Origin of the sequence: Pseudomonas antarctica, assembly GCF_001647715.1 — a bacterium.
Classification (GTDB): domain Bacteria; phylum Pseudomonadota; class Gammaproteobacteria; order Pseudomonadales; family Pseudomonadaceae; genus Aquipseudomonas; species Aquipseudomonas antarctica_A.
In genome coordinates this window covers 1,172,784-1,197,768 of the sequence record NZ_CP015600.1, presented here as the reverse complement: position 1 = coordinate 1,197,768, position 24,985 = coordinate 1,172,784, and the positions used below count along the sequence as shown (strand labels likewise).

General features: G+C 60.8%; 26 protein-coding genes. 11 read left to right on the top strand and 15 right to left on the bottom strand.

Annotation, left to right across the window (positions count from 1 at the left end):
* Positions 1-301 precede the first annotated feature (301 nt).
* The 9 genes from A7J50_RS05175 to A7J50_RS05135 form a co-directional block, all read right to left on the bottom strand.
* Entirely contained in the window at positions 302-2,722 is a 2,421-nt protein-coding gene (locus A7J50_RS05175) for a TonB-dependent siderophore receptor (RefSeq protein ID WP_064450827.1), read from the bottom strand.
* Positions 2,723-2,831: 109 nt separating this feature from the next.
* Entirely contained in the window at positions 2,832-3,767 is a 936-nt protein-coding gene (locus A7J50_RS05170) for a glutathione S-transferase family protein (RefSeq protein WP_064450826.1), read from the bottom strand.
* A 75-nt stretch (positions 3,768-3,842) separates the two neighbouring features.
* Positions 3,843-4,118 (bottom strand): GIY-YIG nuclease family protein, encoded by a 276-nt coding sequence (locus tag A7J50_RS05165; RefSeq protein WP_025855645.1) that lies wholly within the window; start codon positions 4,116-4,118, stop codon positions 3,843-3,845.
* Positions 4,119-4,154: 36 nt separating this feature from the next.
* A complete protein-coding gene (locus tag A7J50_RS05160; RefSeq protein WP_064454859.1) occupies positions 4,155-4,625 on the bottom strand; it encodes a nuclear transport factor 2 family protein in 471 nt (156 codons plus the stop codon).
* A 100-nt stretch (positions 4,626-4,725) separates the two neighbouring features.
* Complete coding sequence (locus tag A7J50_RS05155) at positions 4,726-5,355, bottom strand: DUF1120 domain-containing protein (RefSeq protein WP_237140890.1); 630 nt, start codon at positions 5,353-5,355, stop codon at positions 4,726-4,728.
* A gap of 95 nt (positions 5,356-5,450) precedes the next feature.
* Positions 5,451-6,080, bottom strand: coding sequence for a DUF1120 domain-containing protein (locus A7J50_RS05150; protein ID WP_237140889.1), 630 nt, complete (start codon positions 6,078-6,080; stop codon positions 5,451-5,453).
* A 95-nt stretch (positions 6,081-6,175) separates the two neighbouring features.
* Positions 6,176-6,799 carry a DUF1120 domain-containing protein gene (locus tag A7J50_RS05145; RefSeq protein ID WP_064450823.1) on the bottom strand — a complete coding sequence of 208 codons (624 nt, stop codon included), beginning with the start codon at positions 6,797-6,799 and terminating at the stop codon, positions 6,176-6,178.
* A 231-nt stretch (positions 6,800-7,030) separates the two neighbouring features.
* Positions 7,031-7,666: a response regulator transcription factor gene (locus tag A7J50_RS05140; protein WP_064450822.1), complete on the bottom strand. Its 636-nt coding sequence runs from the start codon at positions 7,664-7,666 to the stop codon at positions 7,031-7,033.
* A gap of 208 nt (positions 7,667-7,874) precedes the next feature.
* Positions 7,875-8,609 carry a response regulator gene (locus tag A7J50_RS05135; protein ID WP_082895827.1) on the bottom strand — a complete coding sequence of 245 codons (735 nt, stop codon included), beginning with the start codon at positions 8,607-8,609 and terminating at the stop codon, positions 7,875-7,877.
* Between the two features lie 554 nt (positions 8,610-9,163).
* Here A7J50_RS05135 and A7J50_RS05130 point away from each other — a divergent pair.
* From A7J50_RS05130 to A7J50_RS05095, 8 genes are all read left to right on the top strand, one after another.
* Complete coding sequence (locus tag A7J50_RS05130) at positions 9,164-9,787, top strand: DUF1120 domain-containing protein (protein WP_064450820.1); 624 nt, start codon at positions 9,164-9,166, stop codon at positions 9,785-9,787.
* A gap of 37 nt (positions 9,788-9,824) precedes the next feature.
* Positions 9,825-10,451 carry a DUF1120 domain-containing protein gene (locus tag A7J50_RS05125; protein ID WP_064450819.1) on the top strand — a complete coding sequence of 209 codons (627 nt, stop codon included), beginning with the start codon at positions 9,825-9,827 and terminating at the stop codon, positions 10,449-10,451.
* A gap of 87 nt (positions 10,452-10,538) precedes the next feature.
* Positions 10,539-11,168: a DUF1120 domain-containing protein gene (locus tag A7J50_RS05120; RefSeq protein ID WP_064450818.1), complete on the top strand. Its 630-nt coding sequence runs from the start codon at positions 10,539-10,541 to the stop codon at positions 11,166-11,168.
* 2 nt (positions 11,169-11,170) lie between these two features.
* Positions 11,171-11,914, top strand: coding sequence for a fimbria/pilus chaperone family protein (locus tag A7J50_RS05115; RefSeq protein WP_082895826.1), 744 nt, complete (start codon positions 11,171-11,173; stop codon positions 11,912-11,914).
* A gap of 55 nt (positions 11,915-11,969) precedes the next feature.
* Positions 11,970-14,426 carry a fimbria/pilus outer membrane usher protein gene (locus tag A7J50_RS05110; RefSeq protein ID WP_082895825.1) on the top strand — a complete coding sequence of 819 codons (2,457 nt, stop codon included), beginning with the start codon at positions 11,970-11,972 and terminating at the stop codon, positions 14,424-14,426.
* An 11-nt stretch (positions 14,427-14,437) separates the two neighbouring features.
* The gene (locus tag A7J50_RS05105) at positions 14,438-15,568 is read left to right on the top strand and encodes a DUF1120 domain-containing protein (RefSeq protein WP_064450816.1); all 1,131 of its coding nucleotides are present in this window, start codon (positions 14,438-14,440) and stop codon (positions 15,566-15,568) included.
* A gap of 9 nt (positions 15,569-15,577) precedes the next feature.
* On the top strand, positions 15,578-16,207 hold the full coding sequence (locus A7J50_RS05100; RefSeq protein ID WP_064450815.1) for a DUF1120 domain-containing protein: 630 nt from the start codon (positions 15,578-15,580) through the stop codon (positions 16,205-16,207).
* Between the two features lie 10 nt (positions 16,208-16,217).
* Complete coding sequence (locus A7J50_RS05095; RefSeq protein WP_064450814.1) at positions 16,218-16,868, top strand: DUF1120 domain-containing protein; 651 nt, start codon at positions 16,218-16,220, stop codon at positions 16,866-16,868.
* Here the strand turns inward: A7J50_RS05095 and A7J50_RS05090 are convergent.
* Both A7J50_RS05090 and A7J50_RS05085 read right to left on the bottom strand, forming a co-directional pair.
* Complete coding sequence (locus tag A7J50_RS05090) at positions 16,865-18,136, bottom strand: CynX/NimT family MFS transporter (RefSeq protein ID WP_064450813.1); 1,272 nt, start codon at positions 18,134-18,136, stop codon at positions 16,865-16,867. The two genes, A7J50_RS05095 and A7J50_RS05090, sit on opposite strands and share 4 nt — an antisense overlap.
* Positions 18,126-18,785: a FadR/GntR family transcriptional regulator gene (locus A7J50_RS05085; RefSeq protein ID WP_064450812.1), complete on the bottom strand. Its 660-nt coding sequence runs from the start codon at positions 18,783-18,785 to the stop codon at positions 18,126-18,128. Before A7J50_RS05085 ends, A7J50_RS05090 begins: the two co-directional genes overlap by 11 nt.
* A gap of 159 nt (positions 18,786-18,944) precedes the next feature.
* On the opposite strand from A7J50_RS05085, the gene A7J50_RS05080 reads away from it, so the two are divergent.
* Both A7J50_RS05080 and A7J50_RS05075 read left to right on the top strand, forming a co-directional pair.
* Complete coding sequence (locus A7J50_RS05080) at positions 18,945-19,256, top strand: type II toxin-antitoxin system MqsR family toxin (RefSeq protein ID WP_064450811.1); 312 nt, start codon at positions 18,945-18,947, stop codon at positions 19,254-19,256.
* Complete coding sequence (locus A7J50_RS05075) at positions 19,253-19,741, top strand: type II toxin-antitoxin system MqsA family antitoxin (RefSeq protein WP_064450810.1); 489 nt, start codon at positions 19,253-19,255, stop codon at positions 19,739-19,741. The genes A7J50_RS05080 and A7J50_RS05075 overlap by 4 nt, the downstream gene beginning before the upstream one ends.
* 52 nt (positions 19,742-19,793) lie before the next feature.
* On the opposite strand, the gene A7J50_RS05070 is transcribed toward A7J50_RS05075, so the two are convergent.
* From A7J50_RS05070 to A7J50_RS05055, 4 genes are all read right to left on the bottom strand, one after another.
* Positions 19,794-20,558 carry an amino acid ABC transporter ATP-binding protein gene (locus A7J50_RS05070; protein ID WP_003171943.1) on the bottom strand — a complete coding sequence of 255 codons (765 nt, stop codon included), beginning with the start codon at positions 20,556-20,558 and terminating at the stop codon, positions 19,794-19,796.
* Between the two features lie 11 nt (positions 20,559-20,569).
* Positions 20,570-21,667, bottom strand: a complete 1,098-nt coding sequence (locus A7J50_RS05065; protein ID WP_064450809.1) for an amino acid ABC transporter permease — start codon at positions 21,665-21,667, stop codon at positions 20,570-20,572.
* Between the two features lie 10 nt (positions 21,668-21,677).
* The gene (locus A7J50_RS05060) at positions 21,678-22,859 is read right to left on the bottom strand and encodes an amino acid ABC transporter permease (RefSeq protein WP_064450808.1); all 1,182 of its coding nucleotides are present in this window, start codon (positions 22,857-22,859) and stop codon (positions 21,678-21,680) included.
* A gap of 72 nt (positions 22,860-22,931) precedes the next feature.
* Positions 22,932-23,963 carry an amino acid ABC transporter substrate-binding protein gene (locus tag A7J50_RS05055; protein ID WP_064450807.1) on the bottom strand — a complete coding sequence of 344 codons (1,032 nt, stop codon included), beginning with the start codon at positions 23,961-23,963 and terminating at the stop codon, positions 22,932-22,934.
* 345 nt (positions 23,964-24,308) lie between these two features.
* Here A7J50_RS05055 and A7J50_RS05050 point away from each other — a divergent pair, with 345 nt between their 5' ends.
* The gene (locus A7J50_RS05050) at positions 24,309-24,965 is read left to right on the top strand and encodes an alpha/beta hydrolase (RefSeq protein WP_064450806.1); all 657 of its coding nucleotides are present in this window, start codon (positions 24,309-24,311) and stop codon (positions 24,963-24,965) included.
* Positions 24,966-24,985: the final 20 nt, after the last annotated feature.

Here is a 24,985-nt window from a genome sequence, read left to right as displayed (position 1 = left end):
TCCAGGCCCACCGCAGCGCTTGGTTTTGGCGCTGCTACGCAGCCCAACGCGGGGCAAGCCCTAATGCCGTTCAGTTAAGCGCAGATCCCCTGTGGGAGCGGCGGTGCGACGATTCGACTTGCCCGCGAAAGCGGTGGGGCAGTCAACATCAATGTTTGCTGGGCCGACATCTTCGCGGGCAAGCCCGCTCCCACATTTGATCTTCGCTGCTTTTAGCATTGCGTTCGCTTGACTGAACGGCATTGGGGCAAGCCCGCTCGCCACAACCGCCCCGCTCACTCTGTGAAGCCCGCTTGACCGATTAAAACTGGAGGGTACTGGACACCGACACCTGCCGCGCATCGCCCAGCGAGACAAACACCCGGCTCGCGGCCGATGCGTAGTACGTGCGGTCGAACAGGTTCTTCACATTGAGCTGGAACTTGACCTTCTGCCCTTCGATTTTGGTGTCGTAGGTGGCAAACGCATCCGCGACGGTGTAGCCAGGCAGGTTGAAATCGTTGGCGGCATCGCCAGCGCGCTCACCGACATAACGCGCACCTGCGCCCACCCGCAGTTGATCGCCACCGAAAATATTGCCGAAGTCGTAGACCGCCGAGAGTGAGCCTGTGTGCTTGGCCACGTTTTGCAGGCGGTTGCCCTCAAGGGTCGGGTCTTTGTCCTTGGTGTCCAAGGCGTCGGTGTAGGCATAGCTGCCGATCACGCTCCACTGGTCGGTCAACTGGCCGCTGGCGTCCAACTCCAGGCCACGCGATCTCACTTGGCCGGCAATGCTGTAGACCGTGTTCGCGCCGGAACCCACCGACACCAGCACGTTGCGTTTGTCGATATTGAACAACGCTGCGCTGGCGGTAATACGCCCAGGGATGTCGAGCTTGGCCCCCAGCTCCCAGGACTTGGATTCCTCAGGCGTGAGGTCGCCGGTCAAGGTGCTGCCATCGGCCAAGGCGGCGATGGTGGAGTTGGGTTTGAACGACTCAGTGTAGCTGCCATAGAACGACAACTCATCCGTGTAACGGTACACCAGGCCGGCACGCGGCACCCAGGCCTGGCCATTGCCGTTGGTATTGGCCGTAAACGGCACGCCCTTGCCGGCGTACTGGTCGTACATCTGATAGCGCACACCGCCTACCAGGATCCATTGGTCAGTCAGGTGAATGGCGTCCTGGAAGAACAGCGAGTCGCTGCGCAGCAGGTCGGTCTGGGCGCTGTCCTTGGCGCTGACGGTGGTGCCTTCCACATCTTTGCCGTAGACCGGATTGAGGTAGTTGAAGGCGCTGCGTTGCGCCTGGCGAATCAGGTCGGCGCGATAGATCTTGCGGTACTCATCGTCCAGGCCGAACACCAGGTCATGCTGCATTCCACCGACGTTCACCTTGCCTTCCAGGCTCATCGTGGCGAAACGATCGGTGGTCAACGCGCCCCGCGTGCCGTCCATGCTGCGGGTCAGCGTGCCGTTAGGGTTGACCGACACAATGCGCACTTGGCTGGCGTCATAGGTTTCGCGGTTCCAGCTGTAGCCGAAGTGCGCTTTCCAGTCGTCGTTCAAATCGTGGTCGACTTCCAGGCGGTACAGGTCGGAGCGGCCTTCCATATTATTGAACGGCTCGTCCAGGCGACGCGTCGTGGGGATGTTCAGCGGATGGTTGGTCTTGGGGTCGATGGCGGTGCCACGGTCGAACGGCGAGAGGAATTCGCGGTGTTCATAGGCGAAGACCACCTTCGTTGTGTCGCCGTACCAGGCCAGGGACGGCGCCACCAACGTCTCGCGGTGGGTACCGAAATTGCGCCAGTAATCTTCGTCTTCATGGTCGACGATCAAGCGATAGGCCAGGCCGCTGTCACCGATGGGCCCGGTGGTGTCGAGGCTGCCGCCGCTGCCGTTTTTGCCGTTGCCGAACGTCGAGCCACGCGCGGTCAGGGAGGTGGATTGCACCAACTCGGGCTTTTTGCTGACGATATTCACCACGCCGCCCGGGTCCTGGATGCCGTACAGCAGCGACGACGGGCCCTTGAGCACTTCAACGCGCTCGGCGGTGGCGTTCAACGCGCGGCCCTGCACTACCGGCATGCCGTCCTGCATGATCGAGCCGTTACGGTTGTCGCCGAAACCGCGCAGCATCACCGCGTCCTGGGTGCTGGCCAAGGTGTTGGCCTGGGTGATGCCGCTGATATTGGCGAGGGCGTCATCGAGGTTGCGCGGGGTCTGGTCGCGCAGCACTTGGGCAGGCACCACGTTGACGGTTTGCGGGGTTTCCAACAGCAGGCCATGGGAACGCATCACTGAGCTGGTGGGCGGTGGCTGGTAGCTGGTGCTGTCCTGGGCCGGGCTGGCGCCGCTGATGGTGGTGGCGCCGAGGTTGACCGCGCCGTCAGTGGGCGCGGGCTCGAGGGCCAGGGTGCGGGCGTCGATCTGGCGGAAGGTAAAGCCTGAATGACCGAGCAGGCGTTGCAGGGCCTGGGTCGCGCTCATCTGCCCGCTGACCGCCGGGGCGCTGAGGCCGTAGGGCGCTTCGTCGGTGTAGATCACACTGATGCCGGTCACCCGGCTGAACTCGCTCAGGGCCTGGGGCAGCGGTTTGGCTGCCAGCGCAAAGTTGAACTGGGCGCTTTGCTGTTCCTGCGCCTGCGCCACGGCCAGGGGCAGCAACGCCAGCCCCGACACCGTCAATACCGAGGCTCCCAGCCACTGTTTTACCCAACCGCCCGCCGTCGACTTCATGCTGTGAGAACCCGTGTAGAAAACGCTGTTAATGCGAATTAATCGCAGTTTCAAGCACTACACGGTTGAGCGGTGGATTTACCTCACCTTTGTTTGCAAATATTTTTACTTATTGCGCTTGAATGCGAAAACCCAGGCGCGGGAAATGCACGTGCACGGTGCCCGCGCGCTCGTCGGTACGACGCAGGATCAGCTCTTCACGCCCGGCAAACAGTAGCTCTCCGGCCACCGGATCGGTGCCGTAGTCGGTGGCCGAAATAGTCACCTGTTGCCCGGGCTTGAAGCCGTTCAAGTCCTCGAACCGTTCGTCAGGCAAGACGGCAGGCGTGGCGTTGCGCGCCACTTCCAGGGCGCGTTCGGCAGTCATCTCACTGGCGGTGCCATGGCCAAAGCCCAGCACCCGGTCCAGCCAGGCGGCAACGGCCGGATACGCATCCACCAACGGCGCCGTCACCGAAGAGCCTTTGAGGAACCACAGCGGATGGGCCAGGGCAACGTCGGCAATCGACGGTTCACCGAACAGGAAATCCCCAGCCTGGTGCTGCAATTGCTGATCGATGCGGCTGATGATCGCCGGCCATTGATGCCTGGCCTGGTCCAACTGCAAGCGGGCTGCGGAGCCGCCGCTGAACAACTTGCTGCGGTCGGCCACCAGCACCTGAAGCATTTGCGCGGGTACGTTGGCAAATTTCACGGCCAGGGATTCCGGCTGGAACACCAGCGCCACGGCATGGGAAAACACCACGGAGTCCGCCCAGGCGGCAAACCCTTGGGTGACCAGTTCCAGGCCTTGGGGAAACAGCGCCGGGGCGGCTTTTTCCTGTTCCAGGCGGCGGGCGATCAAGGCAGTGTCACAGTAGATATCGGCGCCGACTTGCAGCACGGGCGTCTTGCGATAGCCGCCGGTCAGGGCCGTCAAGTCGGGTTTAGGCATCACTGGCGAGATGCGTACGGAGTGCCAGGACAAGCCCTTTAACCCAAGCATCAGCCGGGCTTTTTCAGCGAAGGGTGATTGCGGGTAGTGGTGAAGGATCAACTCAGACATGCCAGGCTCCGCCCAATAAGTGAGCCACTAGCTTAGCCTGCAAAAACACGCGCGGGGGCGATGGGAACCCATCAGTCAAATCAATGAGCCGCTCGCCGCCAGGCACTCCTTGGCGCTTTTCTTCAATTTTTTGATCAGCCGTTCCTGGCGCAACGCCTCGCCCTTGCTCGCACATTGCTCGGTGTACACCAGCGCAACCGCCGGGCTGGACAAAAAGAACCGCGCGCCCTTGCCGCTCTGATGAGAAGCAAAACGGCGCACCGGGTCGTTGCTGATGCCGCAATACAGCGAGCCGTTGGCGGCGCGCACCAGGTAGACGAACCAGGGTTTGGGTTCAGGAAGATCAGTCACGGGTCTATTCGGCAAACCAGAAGAGCGCCAATCTTATCAACGACCAGCCTGGAATGCCTTCAAGCCTTTAAGTGCCTGCGCACGCACGGCGTTTTTCAGCGCAGGTGACCAGCCCAGCAACAGCCCCTTGAGGCCCAACGCCTGGCGCGACCAACGCCACAGGTCGAAGTGGTCATGGTGCTCGCAGATCTTGCCGTCGCGGAATACAAAGCGCGCGCCGATATCGTTGACCACCGTGTTGCCGGTGGCGCTGAACAGGTACGTCGCCACCCAATGCGCGCTGCCGGTGGTTTCGTCACTGCGTACATGGTCGAACGTCAGGGAAAAGTCCTTGGCCCGCGTAGTGAGCATGCGCCACATGTCCCCGGCATCACGGCCACGCAGCTCGCCGAAGGCCGGGTCGCTGAACACCACGTCGTCGGTGTAACAGGCGGCCATGGCGTCGGCGTCCAGGCGTTGGAAGGCACTGTAGAACTCGGTGATCAGGGCGTTGTGGGCATCACTCATGGGCAGGTTTCGCACGGTGGTCAGGGGTGCTGAACGATAGTCCGCGCGGCGGTGGAAAGCCATGGCTATTCGCCTTGGGAATGAGTGATGCCCGGTGGGGTCAGAGGTAGACGACGTCGATTGTGGCGCTGCCGTCTATCTGGATTTCTTCGGTAATCGGCAGAGTGTTCTTGTCCATGAGGGTGGTGTAAACCTCCAGATCGACCTTGAGGGTCGTCAACGGCATGGGGTTCCAACCCATGCCCTGGGCAGTGCGCATCCGGCCCACTCCCCAGTACGTATTATCCGCAAACCTCCAGGACTCACCATCATCGGATTCGATAACGGAGCGCGTTATATCGTCAGCGATAGCATTGCGCGTTACCAGCATGTACCAACCGATCTTTTCACCGCCACTCGCCAGGCCCAAACCAAAATATTCCGGATAATCATAAAAGGTAGAGCCCGCCCGGTTATCCGTCGGTTTGACAGCCATCAACATCGCCGCATTACAGCTAACCACCAACTGCAGCGTCACCTTTGGCAGGTGCTTGTTACCTGAATCAGGAAAGTCCTGAGCCGAGATTTTGCCGTGATCCACCACACCGTTATTGGACAAGGTTGGCGTACACGCCGACGGCGTTATCACCCCGACAACACCGAGGTCCACGCTGGACGCGGCCATCACATTGGAAATACCTGCCAGCAAAAAAGCAGCCGTTATAAGTACACGAGAGGGTTGCATAGTCATGCTCACTTTCGGTCGATAATTAACAGGCCAAACAGACGCACAGACGCGCACTGCCGGCCTGTCAGTTCGACGCAACTAATTGGATACCGGCCGGGTTAGAGGTAGACGACGTCCAGCGTGGCGCTGCCGTCTATCTGGATTTCTTCGCTAATTGGCAGAGTGTTTTTGTCCAAGAGGGTTGTCTCTACAGACACATCTGCCTTGAAGGTCGTCAACGGCAACGGCGCCCAGCTCGCGCCTTTGACCGTACGCATCACACCTACCCCCCACCACGTATTCTCTGCATCCATCCACTGGCCTTGAACGAAGTCGATCAAGGCAGCAGGCGTATCGTCAGCGGTAGCATTGGCCACTAGCAGGTGGTACCAACCGATATTTTTATTACCGCTCGCCTGGCCCAAACCAAAAAAGTCCCCATAAGGATTCACATGCACTGAGCCGGCACGGTTATCCGTAGGCTTGACAGCCATCAACATCGGCGCATTGCAGGTCACCACCAACTGCAGCGTGACCGTTGGCAGTTGCTTGTTACCTGAATCTGGAAAGTCCTGAACGGAGATTTTGCCGTGATCCACCACACCGTTATTGGACAAGGTTGGCGTACACGCCGACGGTGTTATCACCCCGACAACACCGAGGTCCACGCTGGACGCGGCCACCACATTGGAAATACCCGCCAATAACAACGCAGCAGTTATAAGTACACGAGAGGGTTGCATAGTCATGCTCACTTTCGGTCGATTATTTACAGGTTAAACAGGCGCACAGGAGCGCGCTGCCGGCCTGTCAGTTCGACGCAACTAATTGGATACCGGCGGGGTTAGAGGTAGACGACGTCCAAGGTGGCGTTGCCGTCTATTTGGATTTCGTCGCTAATTGGCAGATTCTTCTTGTCCGTGAGGGTTGTCTCCACCTCCAGATCTGCCTTGAAGGTTGTCAATGGCAAGGGAGCCAAGCCCGTGCTACTGACAGTTCGCATCACGCCTGCCGCCCAATAAGTATCCTCTGCATTACTCCACCGACCCTCCGCATAGGAGTCGATCACGATACCCGGTACGTCGTCAGCGGAAGCATTGCCCATTACCAGCATGTACATACCGATCTTTTCACCGCCGCGTGCCAGGCCCAAACCAAAATATTCCGGCCAAGGATAAAGTGCTGTACCGGCACGGTTATCTGTGGCCTTGACGGCCATCAACATCGGCGCATTACAGGTCACCACCAACTGCAGCGTCACCGTAGGCAACGCCTTGTTGCCCGACTCGGGAAAGTCCAGAACCGAGACTTTCCCGTGGTCCACCACCCCATTATTGGACAAGGTTGGCGTACACGCCGACGGCGTTATCACTCCCACTACACCGAGGTCCACACTGGACGCGGCCATCACATTGGAAACACCCGCCAACAAAAGCGCAGCCGTTATAAGTACACGAGAGGGTTGCATAGTAATGCTCACTTTCGGTCGATTATTAGCAGGTTAAACACACGCACAGAGGCACGCCGCCAACCTGTAAGTTCGACTCAACTAATAAACCAGGAATGTTATACCCCCCACCACACTCATGGCAGGGCGACCGTGACAAGTTAAAGAATTGTTAGTTCAAACTACATACAAGTAATACGAATCCTGGTCGCTGCGCTTTTACGTGATGAGTCGTCATAAAACTGCAACTTTCTACGGCACCATCCCCGCCGCACGCGCATACGCGAACAAGTCCACATCCGTCGAGATGCACAGCCGTTGCATGGCCGTGCTTTTCTGCTTGCTGATTGTGGAAATACTGCGATTGACCCGTGCCGCGATCTGGCTGACGGTCATGCCGCTGGCCAGCATGCGCACCACCTCGCGCTCCTTACCGGACAACTGCGGCTGTTGCGACTGATCGCCTGCACCCGCTTCCACCAGTTGCTCGCGCAGGCACTCACTGGCAAAGGACTGGCCCGCACACACCGCCTTGATGGCGAGGGGTAACTCCTTGGCCGAGGCTTTTTTAGCCACGATGGCTCGGGCGCCATGAGCAAAAGAAGCGCGCAAGGTGGCGATATTGGCAAACATCGTCACCAGAATCACCGGCAACTCCGGGTACTGGCGATGCAACAGGCTCAGCAACGAGTAACCGTCGGGCTGCTGACCGCCGGGCATGGCGAAGTCAGTCACGAGTACGTCGCAAGGGATCTCAGCCAACAAGCTGAGCAGCTCATCGGGACCGCCGGCCTCACCGACCACTTTGCATTTACCGCCCGCCTCAATCACCACCCTTTGCCCGATACGCACGAGGGGATGATCGTCAGCAATAATTACACGAAGCATAGCTACCCACGGATGATGGCAAATTGAATTCGCGCAAAATACCCCCACCGGCGCTCATCAACAACCGCCCGGCGGAGGCACTTTTCAGCCGCGCCCAATGCCAGATAGCGGACGACTTTAAACTTACAAAATAAAAGGAAACTACCCACATCCAAAAACTACAGTTCAACGGTATTAATTCCTACAGCGCAGCCCACCCAGTGAAGCGTCATAGCGTGCTCACATAAGCGAAGTAACGTTTGAGGTCATGTTCAAACGCCTCCAGCCTGGACAGGTTCGCCCCCACGCCCTGTGTGCGGACCCGCTCAATCAGCACACCCCCCCGCGCCTCCAGATCGTCGCAGCCTAAAAACGCCAGGCTTCCCAACAGACGGTGCAGCCGCTCAGCCGCGACCTGGGTGTCAGATGCAATGCGCGCTTGGGCCAGGGCCGCACAGTCCTTGCGAGCTTCGCGCAGCAGGCTGCCGAGCATCAGGTTCACCACGTGTTCGCTGCCGAAGGTCTGGATCATGTCCGCTCGAGTTGGCCAGCCCCTTGAGCTGCCGGACTCGGGCGGCGACATGTTGCAAGGCGGCCCGGGCAGCCAACACCCAAGCACCTCGTACAGGTGTGCAAATGTCAGAGGTTTGAGCAGCCAGGCGTCCATTCCGGCATCGCGGCAACGCCGGGGATCATCGAGCCGCAGGCTGGCGGTAAGCGCGATGATCGGAACCCGTCGGTGGCCGTTCGCCTGCTCATGAAGGCGTATCGCGCGGGCCAGGGCATAGCCGTCCATGAGCGGCATATGGCAGTCGGTAATCACCAGGTCAAAGCGTGTGCGCGTGATGGCGGCCAAACCTTCACAGCCATCCCCGACCACCTCGTGGCCCAGCCCGAGCTTTTCCAGAAACCAGCCCAACAGCGCCCGATAGGCCGGGTGATCTTCCGCCACCAGTACCGCCATGTGTTTCCAGTGATCCGGGGGGCACAAATGCAAAGGAACGTGCTGCGAAGAGACATCGCTCGAAAGCACTCTCGCTCACCTCGTTGTGGTTGTCGGTGGTGCAGCGCCCGTGGTCCAGGAACATCGCATGGGACGGGGTGAGGAGCGCTGACGCGACAATCAAAGGCAGAGCACTTTTGCAGCGCCCTTCTGACGCACAAATGACCGCCATCGCAAAGAGAACCTATCTCTTCAAATGTGTGCTTGGCGATACAACAACTACGAAACTGACTGTTTACCTACATTTGTCTGTTCATTTATCTGACATAAATCAGTCCTTTTTCCCTCCCCGACACCATTGTCGTAATAGTTGCATGTCACCGGCGCCAGCCCGTCGCTAGATTACCGCCCACTATTGCCAGGGACGGTTCGCCGCCCGCGAGCAGTCCTGAAACATATGAAAGCCGCCTTGCCTGCGTCGACACCTTAAGCGGGTGCCACCACGGCGTGACTCAACAGGCCGGCGCGTACTTGAACGACGGGTAAACCCCCTCTAACCCACAGGATGTGAAGCTATGGTTCGACCCCTCTCTACTCTCGCCGCGACACTGCTGATTATCGGCGCCGGCCCGGTATTGGCCGCCAGTAATACGGACTTGAGCGTCAGCGGGATCATCACCCCCGCGTCCTGCACGCCGACCTTGTCCGACGGCGGCGTCGTCGACCACGGCAAGCTGACGGCCAGGGACCTGAACGCGGACACGCCCACCAGCCTGCCAGTCGCGGAAATGAGCCTGCAGGTGCAGTGCGAAGGGCCGACATTTTTTACCCTGACCACCGTGGACAGCCGCGCCGGCAGCGCAGCGCTCAACCCCGCGCACCAAGGACTGGGCATGGTCAACGATGACCAGAAACTCGGCAATGTGGCGTTCGGGCTGTTCGACCCGGTGGCCGACAGCGTGCCGGTGCAGGCCATTTTGTCGCGCGACGGCGGCGCGAGCTGGTACCCCTCTTCGTACCTGGGCCACACCGCCTTGAGCTCATTCGCCCCCACAAGCGGCCCCTACGCACCGATGGCCCTGCAAACCCTGAGCGCTCGGCTGCGGGCGTTCACCACGATCGTGCCCACCTCCGACCTGACCTTGCTCGACGAGGTGCCCATCGACGGCCTGGCCGTGATGCAACTCAAGTATTGGTAAGCCCTTTTTCTCGTCTCCCTACTCAGGAACCCACACCATGAACACCGCATTCAAATCCGCAATCACCGCCCTGCTGCTGCTCGGCAGTGCCAACGCATTGGCCGCATCCAGTGTCGACCTGACAGTCAAGGGCCTGATTACCCCAAGTGCCTGCACCCCGGCGCTGTCCAACGGCGGGGCCGTGGACTACGGCAAGATTTCAGCCCAGGACCTCAACGTTGACAGGTCGACCGATCTGGCCGCCCAAACGCTGCAATTCACCGTCACCTGTGACGCCGCTACCCTGGTGGCTTTGGAGGCAAAGGACAACCGCGAAGGGTCCGATTTGAACAACGACTACCTGGAGTTCGGTCTGGGCCTGATCAACGACACGGAAAAACTCGGCTATATGAGTTTAAAACTGTTGAGTCCAGTCGCCGATGGTGCACCGGCCATTACCGTCGTTTCTTACGACGATGGCGTCACTTGGAGCAACGGCGGCATCAGCCTGACGAGCAGTTACATCCATGCGCCAGGCGCAGCCGGCGTCAATGCGCCGATCCCGGTCCAGCTATGGACCGCAGACTTATACATCGCGCCCACCATCGCCAAAACCAGCGACCTGACCCTCACCAACGAAGTCGCCATCGACGGCTCGGTGACCCTCACCGTGCGCTACTTGTAACGGCCTCCAGATCGCACAACGGCAGGCCTTCACGCCTGCCCTTGTCAAGTACTCAACACTGAACCAGGCAACCGGTGAACCTCCCCCATGAAGCACTTCTCTTCACGCCTTCTTGCCCTGTTTTACCTGCTCGGCGCCAGCTCGCTGGTATTGGCATCGTCCAGCACCGAGCTGAACGTCAGCGGCCTGATTACCCCCAGTGCCTGCAACACGACCTTGTCGTCCGACGGTGTCGTCGACCACGGCAGGGTGCCGGCGCGCAGCCTCAACCAGTACGAGTTCAGCGTCCTGCCCACTCAAGAACTGGACCTGAATGTGAGCTGCAACGAAGCCGTGCTGTTCGTGTTGGTCGGCGTGGACAATCGCGCCGACTCCTCCCTGGGGCCGGGATTTTATTACGGCCTGGGCACCAATATACATGCGCCCACCGAACGGCTGGGCACTATTGCCCTGGCCTTTCGCGAGGCCATGGGTGACGGCGAGCGCGTACTCGTACTGGCCTCCAGCAACAAAGGCGAGACCTGGTTCCCCGAGTCCAATGCCTTCCCGAACAACTATATGGGGTTCGCCCGCCCAGGCACGCTGGTGCCGGAGCCCCATCGGCTGGTGAACGCCACCCTGCAAATCAATACGTCCATCAATGCCGCCGCCTATTTGACCCTCGGTCAGGAAGTGCCGCTGGACGGTTCCATCGTGCTTGACCTGAGGTATTTGTGACCATGACTGCCCTGCCCTTTTTCACCCGAGCCTTCACCTTCGCTCGCCTTGCAGGTTTGTACTTCGCTGCGCTGGCGCTGGCGATCAGCGCCCCTGAGTGGGTACTCGCCGACGGCATGGTGCCCGACACCTCGGTGGTCATCGTCAACGAGGCCGATGGCGAAGCCTCGGTTACCGTGACCAACACCGACGACAAGCTGGCCCTGCTGCACGTAACGCTGGAAGACATTCCCGAAGACACGGCGACGCTGCTGTTTGTCACCCCGCCTTTGGCCAGGGTCGAACCGGGCAAGAGCCAGCTCATCCGCTTCATCCTGCAATCGCCCGAGCCGTTGACCACCCAACGCTTGAAACGGGCGATATTCGAAGGCATGCCCCAAGGCCGCTCGACGGCCCAGGCCGGGCACGCACAGGTGGGCGTGACGGTGCGCCAGAACCTGCCAGTGATCCTGCACCCCAAGGGCCTGGCGCCCAACCGCACACCCTGGACCGGATTGGAGTGGCGCCTGAACAGCCACCAATTGAGCGTGCACAACCCGACCCCTTATGTGGTTCGCATGGCCCAGGAACTGCGGCTGCTGCCCGGCAGCGGTTCGGCCTTGTTGCCGCGCACCTATGTGCTGCCGGGTGAAACCCTGAACGTGACGGTTACCGGCACGGGCACCGACGCTAACCGCGTGCAGCTGCAACCGGCCACCGTGTATGGCTTTGCCGTGGCGCCTTACGAAGCACCGATCACCCTATAAAAAAGAGTGGCTTGCCAAAGCCACCACACTTGAGTACGACCTTGTGAGCACAGCAATGACTGATCGCGACGGCAGCGCCGCGCCTGGCGTTTCACCCCACCGCGCACGCAAACTACTGACGGGGCTGGCGCTGACCCTGGGTGGCGCACTGCCGTGCGAGGCGGTGCTGGCGGATGAGATGCTGATCGCCGGTTCCTTCGACCCCCAGACGCTGTCCCGGCGCGGCATCGACCCGGAGCTGGCCAACCTGTTGCTGCAAGCCCCGCGTTTTGCAGCAGGACGGCATGCCGTCAACCTGAGTATCAACGGCCAGCGCCGTGGGCGAGTGGATGTGGAGTTCGACCGCCAGGGCGGCCTTTGCTTCAACCGTGCCCTGCTGGATGCGGGCAACCTCACCGTGCCCGATGACGATGGCGCCCCCACCTGCCAGCGTTTTATCGAACGCTACCCGCAAACCGTGATCGAGCAAGACCCTGCAGGCCTGGGCCTGGCCCTGGTGGTGCCGACCGATGCACTGCGCCCCGCCCAGCAGGACATCTCTGGCTACCAGACCGGCGGCAACGCCTTCCTGCTCAATTACGACCTGACCGGCCTCTACAACGAGTTTGGCGACAACAGCAGCCGCTTCGGTTCGGCCAACACCGAGGTCGGCTTTAACGCCGGCGACTGGATCGTGCGCAGTCGGCAGGTGAAGACCTGGCAGGACAGCAGTTCGCGCACCACCCACCTGGACGCCTACGCCCAGCGCACGTTTGCCGAGCAACAGGCGGTGTTGCAGGCAGGGCAAATCAGCCTCTACAACCCGGTACTGGCCGGTACGCAGATCACCGGCGCCCAAGTGCTGACCGAAACCGCGCTGCAAGACCAGAACCAGGGCGCGACCATCACCGGTATCGCCAACAGCCCGGCCCAGGTGGAGATCCGTCAGAACGGCGCGTTGATCCACTCCACCGTGGTGCCGGCCGGGCCATTTGCCCTCACCGATGTACGACGTTTGAACAGCCGCTCCGACGTGGAAGTCACGGTCAAGGAAACCACCGGCGAAGAGCGCCGCTTTACCGTGCCCGCTGCCATGCTCGGCCTGGGCTTGCCGGCGCCGGGCTATTCGGTGGCCGCAGGGCGCGTGCGCCAGATCGGTGACAGCGACGGCCGCGAACCCTGGGTAATCAGTGCGGGTTGGAGCGGCCCGCTGCACCCGCAACTCAGCGTCAGCGCCGGCGGGCTGGTGGCGGATGCCTATCGCTCGGCGGGTGCGAGCCTGGGGTGGTTGCCCTGGCAAGACAGCCAATTGCAGTTCTCGGCGCAGGCGGCACAAGCCAGCCCCAAGCGCGAGGGCACAGAGCGCGGGGTGCAGACCGACCTGTCCTGGTCCCAGCGTTTGAATGACAGCTGGTCGGTTGGCACCGCAGGGTCGTGGCGCTCCCAGGGTTACCGCGACCTTGAGGACTCAACCTACGTCGGCAATAGCCAGGACCAACAACGTACGCGCTACCGCGACCAGCAAAGCCTGACCGCATCCTGGACACATCCGGCGTTGGGTGCGTTCAGCGCCGGCGTCTCGCGCACGGCCTCGTATAACGGTGAAAGCAGCAGCCGCGCGCTGGCGTCCTGGGGCACCAGCTTTGGCCGTGTCTCGGTGTCAGCCAGTGCCGAATGGCAAGTGGGCGGTCGCCAGCAAAATGACGACAGCCTTTACCTGAACATCAGTGTGCCGCTGGGTGAAAGCCGACGCGGTCGTGCCTGGGCACGTAACACCGGCGGTGAACATCGCCTCGGTGCAGGCGTGAGTGAGCAAATCAACGACCAACTGAGCTACCGGGTAGGCGTGGAACGCGACAGCCGTGACCGTGAAGTGGAGTCGTCGTTCGGCGTGTCGGCGCTGCCGTGGTACAGCCAGCTTGATTTCAACTACACCCGCAGCGACGACGAGCGCACCAGTTATCAAGGGGGCGCTCGCGGTGGGATGGTGTTGCATGGCGACGGCGTGACCTTCTCGCCGTATCCGGTGCGCGACACGTTTGCCGTGATGTCGGTGGGCGAGATGGCCGGGATCAAAGTCACCACCCCAAGCGGCCCGGTATGGACCGACTGGCAAGGCCAGGCGGTGGTGCCGCAAGTCAGCCCTTACGGTCGCAGCCCGGTGGAGGTGCAGACGCGTTCGTTGCCGCGCAACGCCGATATCCACAACGGCCTGGCGGTGATCGCCGCCGGGCGCGGGGCGGTCGACAAGGTGCACTTCGGCGTGGCCCTTACCCGTCGTGCGCTGCTGAACGTGACCACCGATAACGGCCAACCGTTGCCACGCGGGGCGACCGTGAGCAGCGCCGACGGCGAGTTCATTACGCTGGTGCAGGAAGGCAGCCAAGTGTTCCTGCCCGACGTGCTTGACCCACGGCCGCTGTGGGTCAAGGCGCCGGGGCAGCCACGTTGCCGCCTGGACTTTGAACTGCCGAAAGACGCTGACCCCGAGGTGTATTTCGAAACCGCACCGGCCCGGTGCCGCCAGCCATGAGGACTTTCACCATGGGCCTGAAACACACGTTGTATCCCTTGGGTTTTGTGCTGCTGAGCAGCGGGGCGTGGGGCGCCGAAGAATGCCAGCTCAACCTGAGCCAGGCGCAGTTGGACTTTGGCCTGATGAACCGCGCCGTGGCGTTGGTCCCCGCGCCCGAACGCTTGCTGGGGGAGCGGCGTATCAGCCTGACGCTGAACTGCCCGCAGCCCACCGACATGAGCGTGTTTTATCGCGGGCTGGGCGCAGGGCCCGAGCGCTTTCGTTTTACCGAACGCGGCAGCTACGGCCTGCGCATCAGCGAAGCGGTGCTGGACGGTCAGGCGGTGGACCTTGGCTTGATTGCGGGCCAGGGCCAGCCGCCCGCCACCGTCAGCGCCCAACTGCCCTGGCAACCGGACCACGGCATCGTGCCGATGCGCGGAGGCGTCGCGGTGATCGGACGCAACTTGTCGGTGCAGATCGACGCCAGCGCCTGGGCCCGCGAGGACGCCGCGCGCGTGCGCGATGCCGTGACGTGGGACACCGCCGGGCTGTTCGACGCCCTCGCTGCGGGCCGCTCGCGGGAACTGCGCCTGCAAGCGCGATTTGCGCCGGCGGCGTGTACGCCCACCCTGTCCAACGGTGGCCATGTGGCGCTGGGCAAGCTGTCGGTCAGCGACCTGAATCTCGACAAGGAAACCGCCCTGGCCTCACGTGCCTTGTCGCTCAGTGTGACCTGCGATGCGCCGACCGCTTTTGCGGTGCGCATGCAGGACAACCGCGAGGGTTCGGCCACCGGCATCGCCGATGAAAGCACTTATGGGCTGGGCCTGGACGCTCGCCAGCAGAAGATCGGCCGCTATCGGTTGTTGTTCGACCCGGCGCGCACCACTGCCGACAGTTTCACCCAGGTTTTTCAAACCGACTCCGCCACCGGCGCACTGCCATGGAGTGGCGCCAGTACGGGCGTCGCTGCCGTCGGCGCCAATCGCTACCTGGGTTTTGGCGTTACGTCCGGTAGCACCAGCGGCCCCAGTGCCATTCAAACGCTCAACACCACGCTGAGCCTGGAAGCGGTCATTGCGCCTCTGGGCTCGCTGGATTTGAGCAATCAGGTGCTGCTGGATGGCTCGGGCACTCTCGAAATTCACTATTTATAGGAGCACACCATGAAACCCTTTCTGATCTCTCTGGCCACCTTTGCCTGCCTGGTCACAGGCTTGCAGGCCCAGGCAGCTTCCAGCGTTGACCTGAACGTTTCGGGCCTGATCACCCCCAATGCCTGTGCACCCAGCCTGTCCAATGGTGGCGTGTATGACCTGGGCAAAATTGCCGCCAGGGACCTGAGCGTCGATGCCCCCACCCAGTTGCCCGCTCACGGCCTGCCACTGGCAATCAACTGCGACGCGCCGACCTTGTTGGCCCTGGAGCCAAGGGATAACCGCCTCGGCTCCAATTACGACGACGTCAATCTGGGAGCTACATTCGGCCTGGGTCTGATCAACGGCAACCAAAAGCTTGGCTCCACAAAATTGGGCATCCATTCGATCGTGGGCGACGGCGTCGAAATGTACCCCCTGGGCTCTACAGACTCCTCCAGTTGGTCGCCGACAAGCATTCTGTCGCCACACTTCCTTACCGCCTTCACGCCCATCAGGGCAGGCAATGCCCCGGCGCCGGTACAACAGCTGAATGCCGTTGTGTCTATCGAGCCAAGCATCGCCCCGGCCAACACACTGCTGCTGACCGAAGAAGTGCCCATCGACGGGTCCGTGACCCTGACCGTGAAGTACCTTTAGGAACTGAACCATGAAAACGCTATTGAGCGCTCTTACGGCCTGTGCGTGGCTGGCCTGCGTATCTGCAGCACACTCCGCCGCCACCGTTGAACTGACCGTGAGCGGAGAAATAACCCCGATGGCCTGCACCCCCGTGCTGTCCGGTGGCGGGATGATCGACTTCGGCAAGATCTCTCAAAAAGACCTCAACCAGGCCACGGGCACGCGCCTGCCACTCAAGTCGCTGACACTGACCGTCAATTGCAACGCCCCCGGCCGCTACGCCCTGCGCATGCGCGATAACCGCGACGGCACCGCTCACGTCAACAGCGAGATCTATTACGGGCTGGGGCTGGACAGCGCGGGCAACAAGCTCGGGGTGTATTCGGTGAAGTTCGATCCCAAGCAGACCGTGGCCGATGCCCTGGCGGTGACCTACGGCACCGAATCCACCACCGGTGGCCTGGCATGGCGCACGTCCAACAGCAACCCCATCGATATCGGCGCCAACAGTTTGCTGGGCTTTACCGATGTGGTCGGCAGCACCGCCGGGCCTTCGGCAATCCAGAACCTGACCAGCACCCTGACCCTGGAGGCGGTGATCAACGCCAAGCAGAACCTGGACCTGAGTGTGGAGACACTCATGGACGGCTCCGCCACGCTGGAAGTGGTGTATCTCTAGCCTTGGAGCTTTTCGCTGGTGACCTGCACATAGCGCGCACGCCCGGCGCCGAGCCCGGCGATGATCGCGCCAATGCCGATCACCGCGAAGATCCAGCCCACAGCGGTCCAGCCGCCGGTCCAGTCATGCACCAGGCCGACCGCGAACGGGCCCATGGAGGCCAGGGTGTAACCAATGCCCTGGGCCATGCTCGACAGGTTGGCCGCCACGTGGGCATCACGCGAGCGCAGCACGATCAAGGTCAGCGCCAGGCTGAAGGTGCCGCCCTGCCCCAGGCCCAGCAGGATCGCCCAACCCCACAGGCCATCGAGTGGCGCATACAGGCAGCCGAATAACCCGCCGAGGGTCAGCAGCATCACCACCACGATCGCCAGGCGCTGGTCCTTGCCCCGCGTAGCCAGCCAGGGCGCCGCGAGGGAGCTGGCCAGTTGCACGATGACCGAACCGGACAGCACCAGCCCCGCCTGTGTCGGTGTGAGGCCGCGCCCGATGAGGATCGACGGCAACCAACCGAACACGATGTACGCCAGGGACGATTGCAGGCCCATGTACAAGGTCACCTGCCAGGCCAGCGGGTCGCGCAGCAAACCTTTCACGCGATAGGCGACTTGATGGGCGCCGTGTTTGTGCCCCACCTGTGGCAACCAGAACAGCGCCGCCACCAATGCCGGCAGAATCCAGAAACCCAGGCCGATGTTCCAGCTGTCACCAAAGTAGCGACTCAACGGCACTGTGGAGCCCGCAGCCAGCGCCGCCCCCAGGCATAGCGCCATGGTATAGACGCCGGTCATGGTGCCCGCCTGTTTGGCGAAGTCGCGCTTGACGATACCCGGCAGCAAGACGCCGATGATGCCGATGCTCGCACCGGCAATCAGGCTGCCGGCGAACAGGCCGACTTCACCGAACGAACTGCGCAGAATGATCCCGCCCGCCAACGTCAGCAGAATCCCCAGTACAACTCGCTCGGCACCGAAGCGCCGCGCCAGGATCGGCGCCATCGGTGCGAACAGGCCCAGGCACAGCACCGGCAAGGTGGTCAGCAGACCGGCCTTGGCGGCCGACAAACCGAGGCTTTGGGAAACCTCGGCCAGCAGCGGCGACAGGCTCGACAGCGCCGGGCGCAGGTTCAGCGCCACCAGGATAAGGCCCAGCAGCAACAGCCACGGCCGCGTGACAATCGGGTGATTGTGCTGCACCACCTCGTCGTCTGCTTCGGCGTCGATCAACAGTTCTTCGAGTTCGGTCGGGCGTTTGGCTTCAAGGTTCATTGATCAACTGCCGGCAGAGGGATTTGGCGCGTTCCGGGTCTTGTTGCTCCACGGCGTCGAGCAGGGCGATATGCAAGTCGAACACGGCCTGGCGACGCGGTGAGATGTTCAGGGTCTGGCGCAACTGGGCACCGACGACGGCGGAAAAATACTGGTACAGCTCGCTCAAGGACGGGTTGTGGGCGGCATCGACCAAGTGTTTGTGGAACACCAGGTCGGCGCTGATATAGGCCTCCAGGTCACCGTGGTACAGCTCGGCGCTGGCCTTGAGTGCTGCGCGCAACGCGCGAAGGTCTGCCTCGGTACGCCGCAGCGCCGCCAGCCCAATGGCCTCCACTTCCAGAATCTGCCGAGTCTCCTGCGCTTGTTCCAGGGTGCAGTGGGACAGCGCGCGCATCGCCCCCAGCGGGTCGCTCATCGAGCGCAAGTAACTGCCGTCGCCCTGGCGGATTTCGATCAAGCCGGAAAACGCCAACACGCGCATGGCTTCGCGCACGGTGTTGCGGCTGATGCCCAGCTCGGCGGACAACTCGGGCTCGGTGGGCAGGCGCTCGCCGATGGCCCATCTGCCTTCGGTGATGCGCCGGCGCAACTGCTCCAGAGCCTGGTCAACCAGCGAGCGTTTGATCAAAGGAGCGATGTCTGTCATGGGTTTTGCGCTTTCGTCCAATCATAGGATGAATTTTCCTACAGCCTATTCGGAGTTGCCTACAAAGGCAACGCACTAGGGTTCTTGGGCAGGCAAAGGAGCAGTATTTTCGACTGGTAAAATTACCCTTATAGGGTAATTATTGGACTCAGGTGTCTTATGGAAAAGTACACACCTCATTACGATCTGGCGGTGGTCAAGGCAGATGTGAGGCGGCTTGGAGCACAGGCATTCACGCGCGCCGCAAGGGATTCTGGAAAGAATCTCGACCTCGATATCAGCGAGATGCAAGCGGTAGTTTTCGAATTACAAAACAGGATGTTGTACAAGTCGATGACCACCTACGCCGATCATCGGGTCTGGCAAGACGTCTACCACATCCATTCACACGGTCTGGAGATTTACATCAAGGTCACTTACTGCTCAGGCAGTAACCCACCGGTAATCTCCTTCAAAGGGATGAACCCATGAAAACCCAACATTGCTTCATCTGCGGGGCACCCGACGCCATGGTGCGTTTCGAGGGCCGCAGTGAAACCCTGCGTGTCAAAGGTATGGAGCGGCACATTGATGATCTTTCGGGCTGGGAATGCCAACTGTGCAAGGACGGCATGTATGACCCCGATTGCTCCGAGCGCCATGCTAAAGCCGGTGATGACTTGCTCCACGCCGCTCGACGGATGATCGGCGCCGAATTGAAGCGTATACGTCGCAAGCTGCACATGACGCAAAAAGAAACCGTGGAACTGCTGTCCGGTGGCGGGCACAACGCATTTTCACGCTACGAGCGGGGCGAGATAACGCCACCCAAGTCGCTGATGGTGCTGATGCGCCTGCTGGATCGCTATCCTCATCTACTCGCTGACGCCAAGGCCTTGTCCGAAGGCGCAGACCTGCGCAACGCGTTCACCTGCACCATCAATAACGAAACACAAGACGCTCTCAAAGCCTCCTAGACAGGCAAAAATAAACCCGGCACCAGGCCGGGTTTATCGTTTCAAACATCGATCAATGCAAAATCTGGCTCAAGAACAACTTGGTCCGATCATTCTGCGGGTTGTCGAAGAAGTCATTCGGCGCCGCCTGTTCGACGATTTCGCCCTTGTCCATGAAGATCACGCGGTTGGCCACGGTGCGGGCGAAGCCCATTTCGTGGGTCACGCACAACATGGTCATGCCGTCTTCGGCCAGGCCGATCATGGTGTCGAGTACTTCCTTCACCATTTCCGGGTCGAGGGCCGAAGTCGGCTCGTCGAACAACATGATTTTCGGCTTCATGCACAGCGCACGGGCAATCGCCACACGCTGTTGCTGGCCGCCGGACAGTTGCCCCGGAAACTTGTGGGCCTGCTCCGGAATGCGCACGCGCTCCAGGTAGTGCATGGCAATTTCTTCGGCCTTGCGCTTGGGCATCTTGCGTACCCACATCGGCGCCAGCGTGCAGTTCTGCAGGATGGTCAGGTGCGGGAACAGGTTGAAGTGCTGGAACACCATGCCCACTTCACGGCGGATCGCTTCGATCTGCTTGAGGTCGTTGGTCAGTTCCACGCCGTCGACCACGATGCGGCCCTGCTGGTGCTCTTCCAGACGGTTGAGGCAGCGGATGGTGGTGGACTTGCCCGAACCCGACGGGCCGCACAGCACGATACGCTCGCCCTGCTTGACGTTGAGGTTGATGTCTTTCAACACATGGAACTGGCCGTACCACTTGTTGACGCCCTGCATCTGGATAATGCCTTCAGGGCTCACAGGCTGTTTGATCGCTTCGCTCATAACAACAACTCCTAACGCTTGTGGCCTGTGTCGAGCTTGTGTTCCAAATGAATGGAATAGCGCGACATACCAAAACAGAAAATCCAGAACACCAGGGCGGCGAACACGTAGCCTTCAGTGGCCATGCCCAACCATTTAGGGTCGGCGGCGGCTTGCTTGACGCTGTTGAGCAGGTCGAACAGGCCAATGATGATCACAAGGCTGGTGTCTTTGAACAACGCAATAAACGTGTTGACGATGCCCGGGATTACCAGCTTCAGGGCTTGCGGCAGAATCACCAGGCCCATGCTGCGCCAGTAACCCAGGCCCATCGCCGCGGCCGCTTCGTACTGCCCCTTGGGAATCGCCTGCAAGCCACCGCGCACCACTTCAGCCACGTAGGCCGACTGGAACAGGATCACGCCGATCAGTGCCCGCAACAGCTTGTCGATGCCCATGCCTTCAGGCAGGAACAACGGCAGCATCACCGAGGACATGAACAGCACCGTGATCAACGGCACGCCGCGCCAGAATTCGATGAAGGTCACGCAGACCACACGAATCGCCGGCATGTTCGAACGTCGCCCCAGCGCCAGCACAATGCCCAGCGGCAAGGCGCCGGCGATGCCGACCGTGGCAATCACCAGGGTCAGCATCAAGCCGCCCCATTGGCTGGTCGCCACGTTGGTCAGGCCGAAGATCCCGCCGTGCAACAGGAAGTAGGCAATGATCGGGTACAACACCAGGAAGCTCAGGCCGTAGATCGCCTTGCGTTGAAAACGCGAGATGAACAACGGCGCCACGCCAACGATGGCCAGCCACACGGTCAGGTCTACGCGCCAGCGCAGGTCGCCGGGGTAGTAGCCGTACATGAACTGCCCGAAGCGCTGTTGGATAAACACCCAGCAGGCGCCCTCCTTGGTGCAGTCAGCGCGCGTAGTACCCACCCAGTTTGCGTCCAGGATGGCCCAGTGCAGGATGGGCGGCACAATCAGGTAAATCAGGTAGAACGCCAACAGCGTCAGCAGGGTGTTGAGCCAGCTGGAAAACAGGTTGGCGCGCATCCAGGCCATCGGTCCGAAGACTTTGCTCGGCGGCGGCATATCAGGTTTGAACGTATGCGAACTCATGTGCGTTTCCTCACCGCTCGATCAGCGCAATGCGCTTGTTGTACCAGTTCATCAGCAGGGAAATGCTGATGCTGATCGCCAGGTACACGCTCATGGTGATGGCAATGACTTCGATGGCCTGGCCGGTCTGGTTGAGCACCGTGCCGGCAAACAGCGAAACCATTTCCGGGTAACCGATACCGGCGGCCAGTGACGAGTTTTTCGCCAGGTTCAGGTATTGGCTGGTCAGCGGCGGAATGATCACCCGCAGGGCTTGCGGGATGATGACCTTGCGCAGCGTCGGCCCAGGGCGCAGGCCCAGGGAGCGCGCGGCTTCGGTCTGGCCGTGGCTGACGGACTTGATGCCCGAACGCACGATCTCGGCAATAAACGCTGCCGTGTAGACGGTAAGTGCCAGGGTCAACGCCAGCAGTTCGGGGATCAATACCCAGCCGCCAACGAAGTTGAAGCCCTGCAACTTGGGCATTTCCCAGTGCAACGGCGCGCCGAAGATCAGGGCGCACAACGCCGGGATCACAATCAACAGCGCCAGGCCCGCCCAGAATTTATGGAAGGGTACGCCGGTCGCTTCAAAGCGCTTGTTGGCCCAGCGGGCCATCAGCACGATTGCCACGATCGCGACGACAACGCTGATCACAAACGGCCAGAACCCGTCGGCGGCAATCGCTGCCGGCATGTTCAGACCACGGCTGCTGACAAAGAAGGTGTCCGCGAAATTATGGCTGTTGCGCGGCCCCGGCATGGTCAGGAACACCGCGAAGTACCAGAACAGGATCTGCAGCAGCGGCGGGATGTTGCGGAACACTTCCACGTACACCGTCGCCAGTTTGTTGATCATCCAGTTCGGCGACAAGCGCGCCACGCCGATGATGAAGCCGAGCAGGGTCGCCAGGACCACACCGATCACGGTCACCAGCAAGGTGTTGAGCAGGCCGATCACAAAGACTCGGGCATAGCTGTCCGATTCGGTGTAGTCGATCAAATGCTGCGCGATGCCGAAGCCGGCACTGCGCTCAAGAAAGTCGAAACCCGAGGTAATGCCACGGTGTTGAAGGTTGGTCTGCGTATTGTTGAAGAGGTACCAGCCCAGCGAGACCACCGCCACAATCGTGATGATCTGAAAGAGCCACGCACGCACTTTGGGATCGCTGAAGCTGAGCTTCTGCTTTGGTGCGCCGATTTGATTTTGCATGAAGTGCCCCGGAAAGAATGGAACAGAACATCACCCGGTGGTTGGCCCACCGGGTGACAGAACCATCAGCTATCAGCGCACAGGGGGTGCGTATTGAATGCCACCGTTGTTCCACAGTGCGTTCATGCCGCGGTCGATTTCCAGTGGTGTGCTCTTGCCGAGGTTTTTCTCGAACACTTCACCGTAGTTACCGACCTGCTTGACGATCTGCACGACCCAATCTTTTTTCACTTTCAAGTCTTTGCCGTATTCGCCGTCAGCACCCAGCAGGCGTGCAACGTCCGGGTTCTTGGTGGACTTGGCTTCAGCTTCAACGTTCTTCGACGTGATACCGGCTTCTTCAGCGTTGAGCATGGCGTAGCCAACCCAGCGCACGATGGCCAGCCACTCGTCGTCGCCATTACGAACGACCGGGCCCAGCGGCTCTTTGGAAATGGTTTCCGGCAGCACCACGTAGTCTTTCGGCGAGGCCAACTTGCTGCGCTGTGCGTAGAGTTGCGACTTGTCGGAAGTCAGCACGTCGCAACGACCGGATTCCAGCGACTTGGCGCTTTCATCGGAGGTGTCGAAGGTGATCGGGGTGTACTTGAGGTTGTTGGCGCGGAAGTAGTCGGAAACGTTCAGCTCGGTGGTGGTACCGGCCTGGATGCAGATGGTTGCACCGTCCAGTTCCTTGGCACTTTTCACGCCCAGCTTGTTGTTAACCAGGAAGCCAACACCGTCGTAGTAGGTGATGAAGCCCGGAAACTTGAGGCCCATGCCCGCATCGCGGGAGCTGGTCATGGTGGTGTTGCGCGACAGGATGTCGACTTCGCCGGACTGAAGCGCGGTGAAACGCTCCTTGGCGTTCAACTGGCTGAATTTGACCTTGGTTGCGTCACCGAAAACGGCGGCAGCCACAGCGCGGCAAACGTCAGCATCGATCCCGAGGATCTTGCCGCTGGCATCCGGTACCGAGAAACCCGGCAGGCCGTCACTCACGCCACATTGCACAAAGCCTTTCTTCTGCACGGCGTCCAGGGTGGCGCCGGCTTGGGCGAAACCACTGACACCCAGTACAGCGGCCGCGGTTACGATGGCCAGGGTGGATTTCAATACCTTCATTCAAACCTCCAGTTGCTCTTGTTGTGTCGGAGCTCCAACCTCAGCGCACCCTTATGAGGCGATATCGACCCGTGTTGGCTTTTTTTGGGGTCAAGCGGCATGAAGTTGTCGCGGTAATTCCAGTTGCTATCCCACAAGCGGCAGTCACTGATAGTGTTACCGTCCTAAGATAGTTCTGACATCGACCTACACATAGCAAGGCGCGTACCAGAGTGGAGGCTGAGTCGTTTCAGCCCATGGTCAATAGAAAAAGATTCAACCTTGCGACATTCTCTTAACAGATCAACCCGTCGCGCACCGTTCCGACGCACCCAATCGGAGCGCACGCACATATATGGAGCAGACATGACCGAACCCTTGATTCTACAGCCCGCCAAGCCCGCAGACGCCTGCGTAATCTGGTTGCATGGCCTGGGTGCCGATCGCTACGACTTCCTGCCGGTGGCCGAGGCGCTGCAGGAAAACTTGCTGTCCACACGCTTTGTATTGCCCCAGGCGCCGACCCGCCCGGTGACCATCAATGGCGGCTACGAGATGCCCAGCTGGTACGACATCAAGGCCATGAGCCCAGCCCGTTCCATCAGCCTGGAAGAGCTGGAAGCGTCGACCAAAATGGTCACGGACTTGATCGAAGATCAAAAAAGAACCGGGATAGACGCCTCGCGGATTTTCCTCGCCGGTTTTTCCCAAGGTGGCGCCGTGGTCTTCCACACCGCCTTTCTTAAATGGCAGGGGCCCTTGGGCGGCGTGATTGCCCTCTCTACTTATGCACCAACCTTTGGTGACGAGCTGGAATTGTCTGCGAGCCAACAGCGCACGCCTGCCCTCTGCCTGCACGGTCAGTACGACGACGTGGTGCAAAACGCCATGGGCCGAAGCGCCTACGAGCACTTGAAGAGCCGTGGTGTCACCGTGACATGGCAGGAATACCCAATGGGTCACGAAGTGTTACCTGAAGAGATACGCGATATCGGTGCCTGGTTGACCGCACGCCTGGGCTGAAACCCAGCGTTTATGTAGCC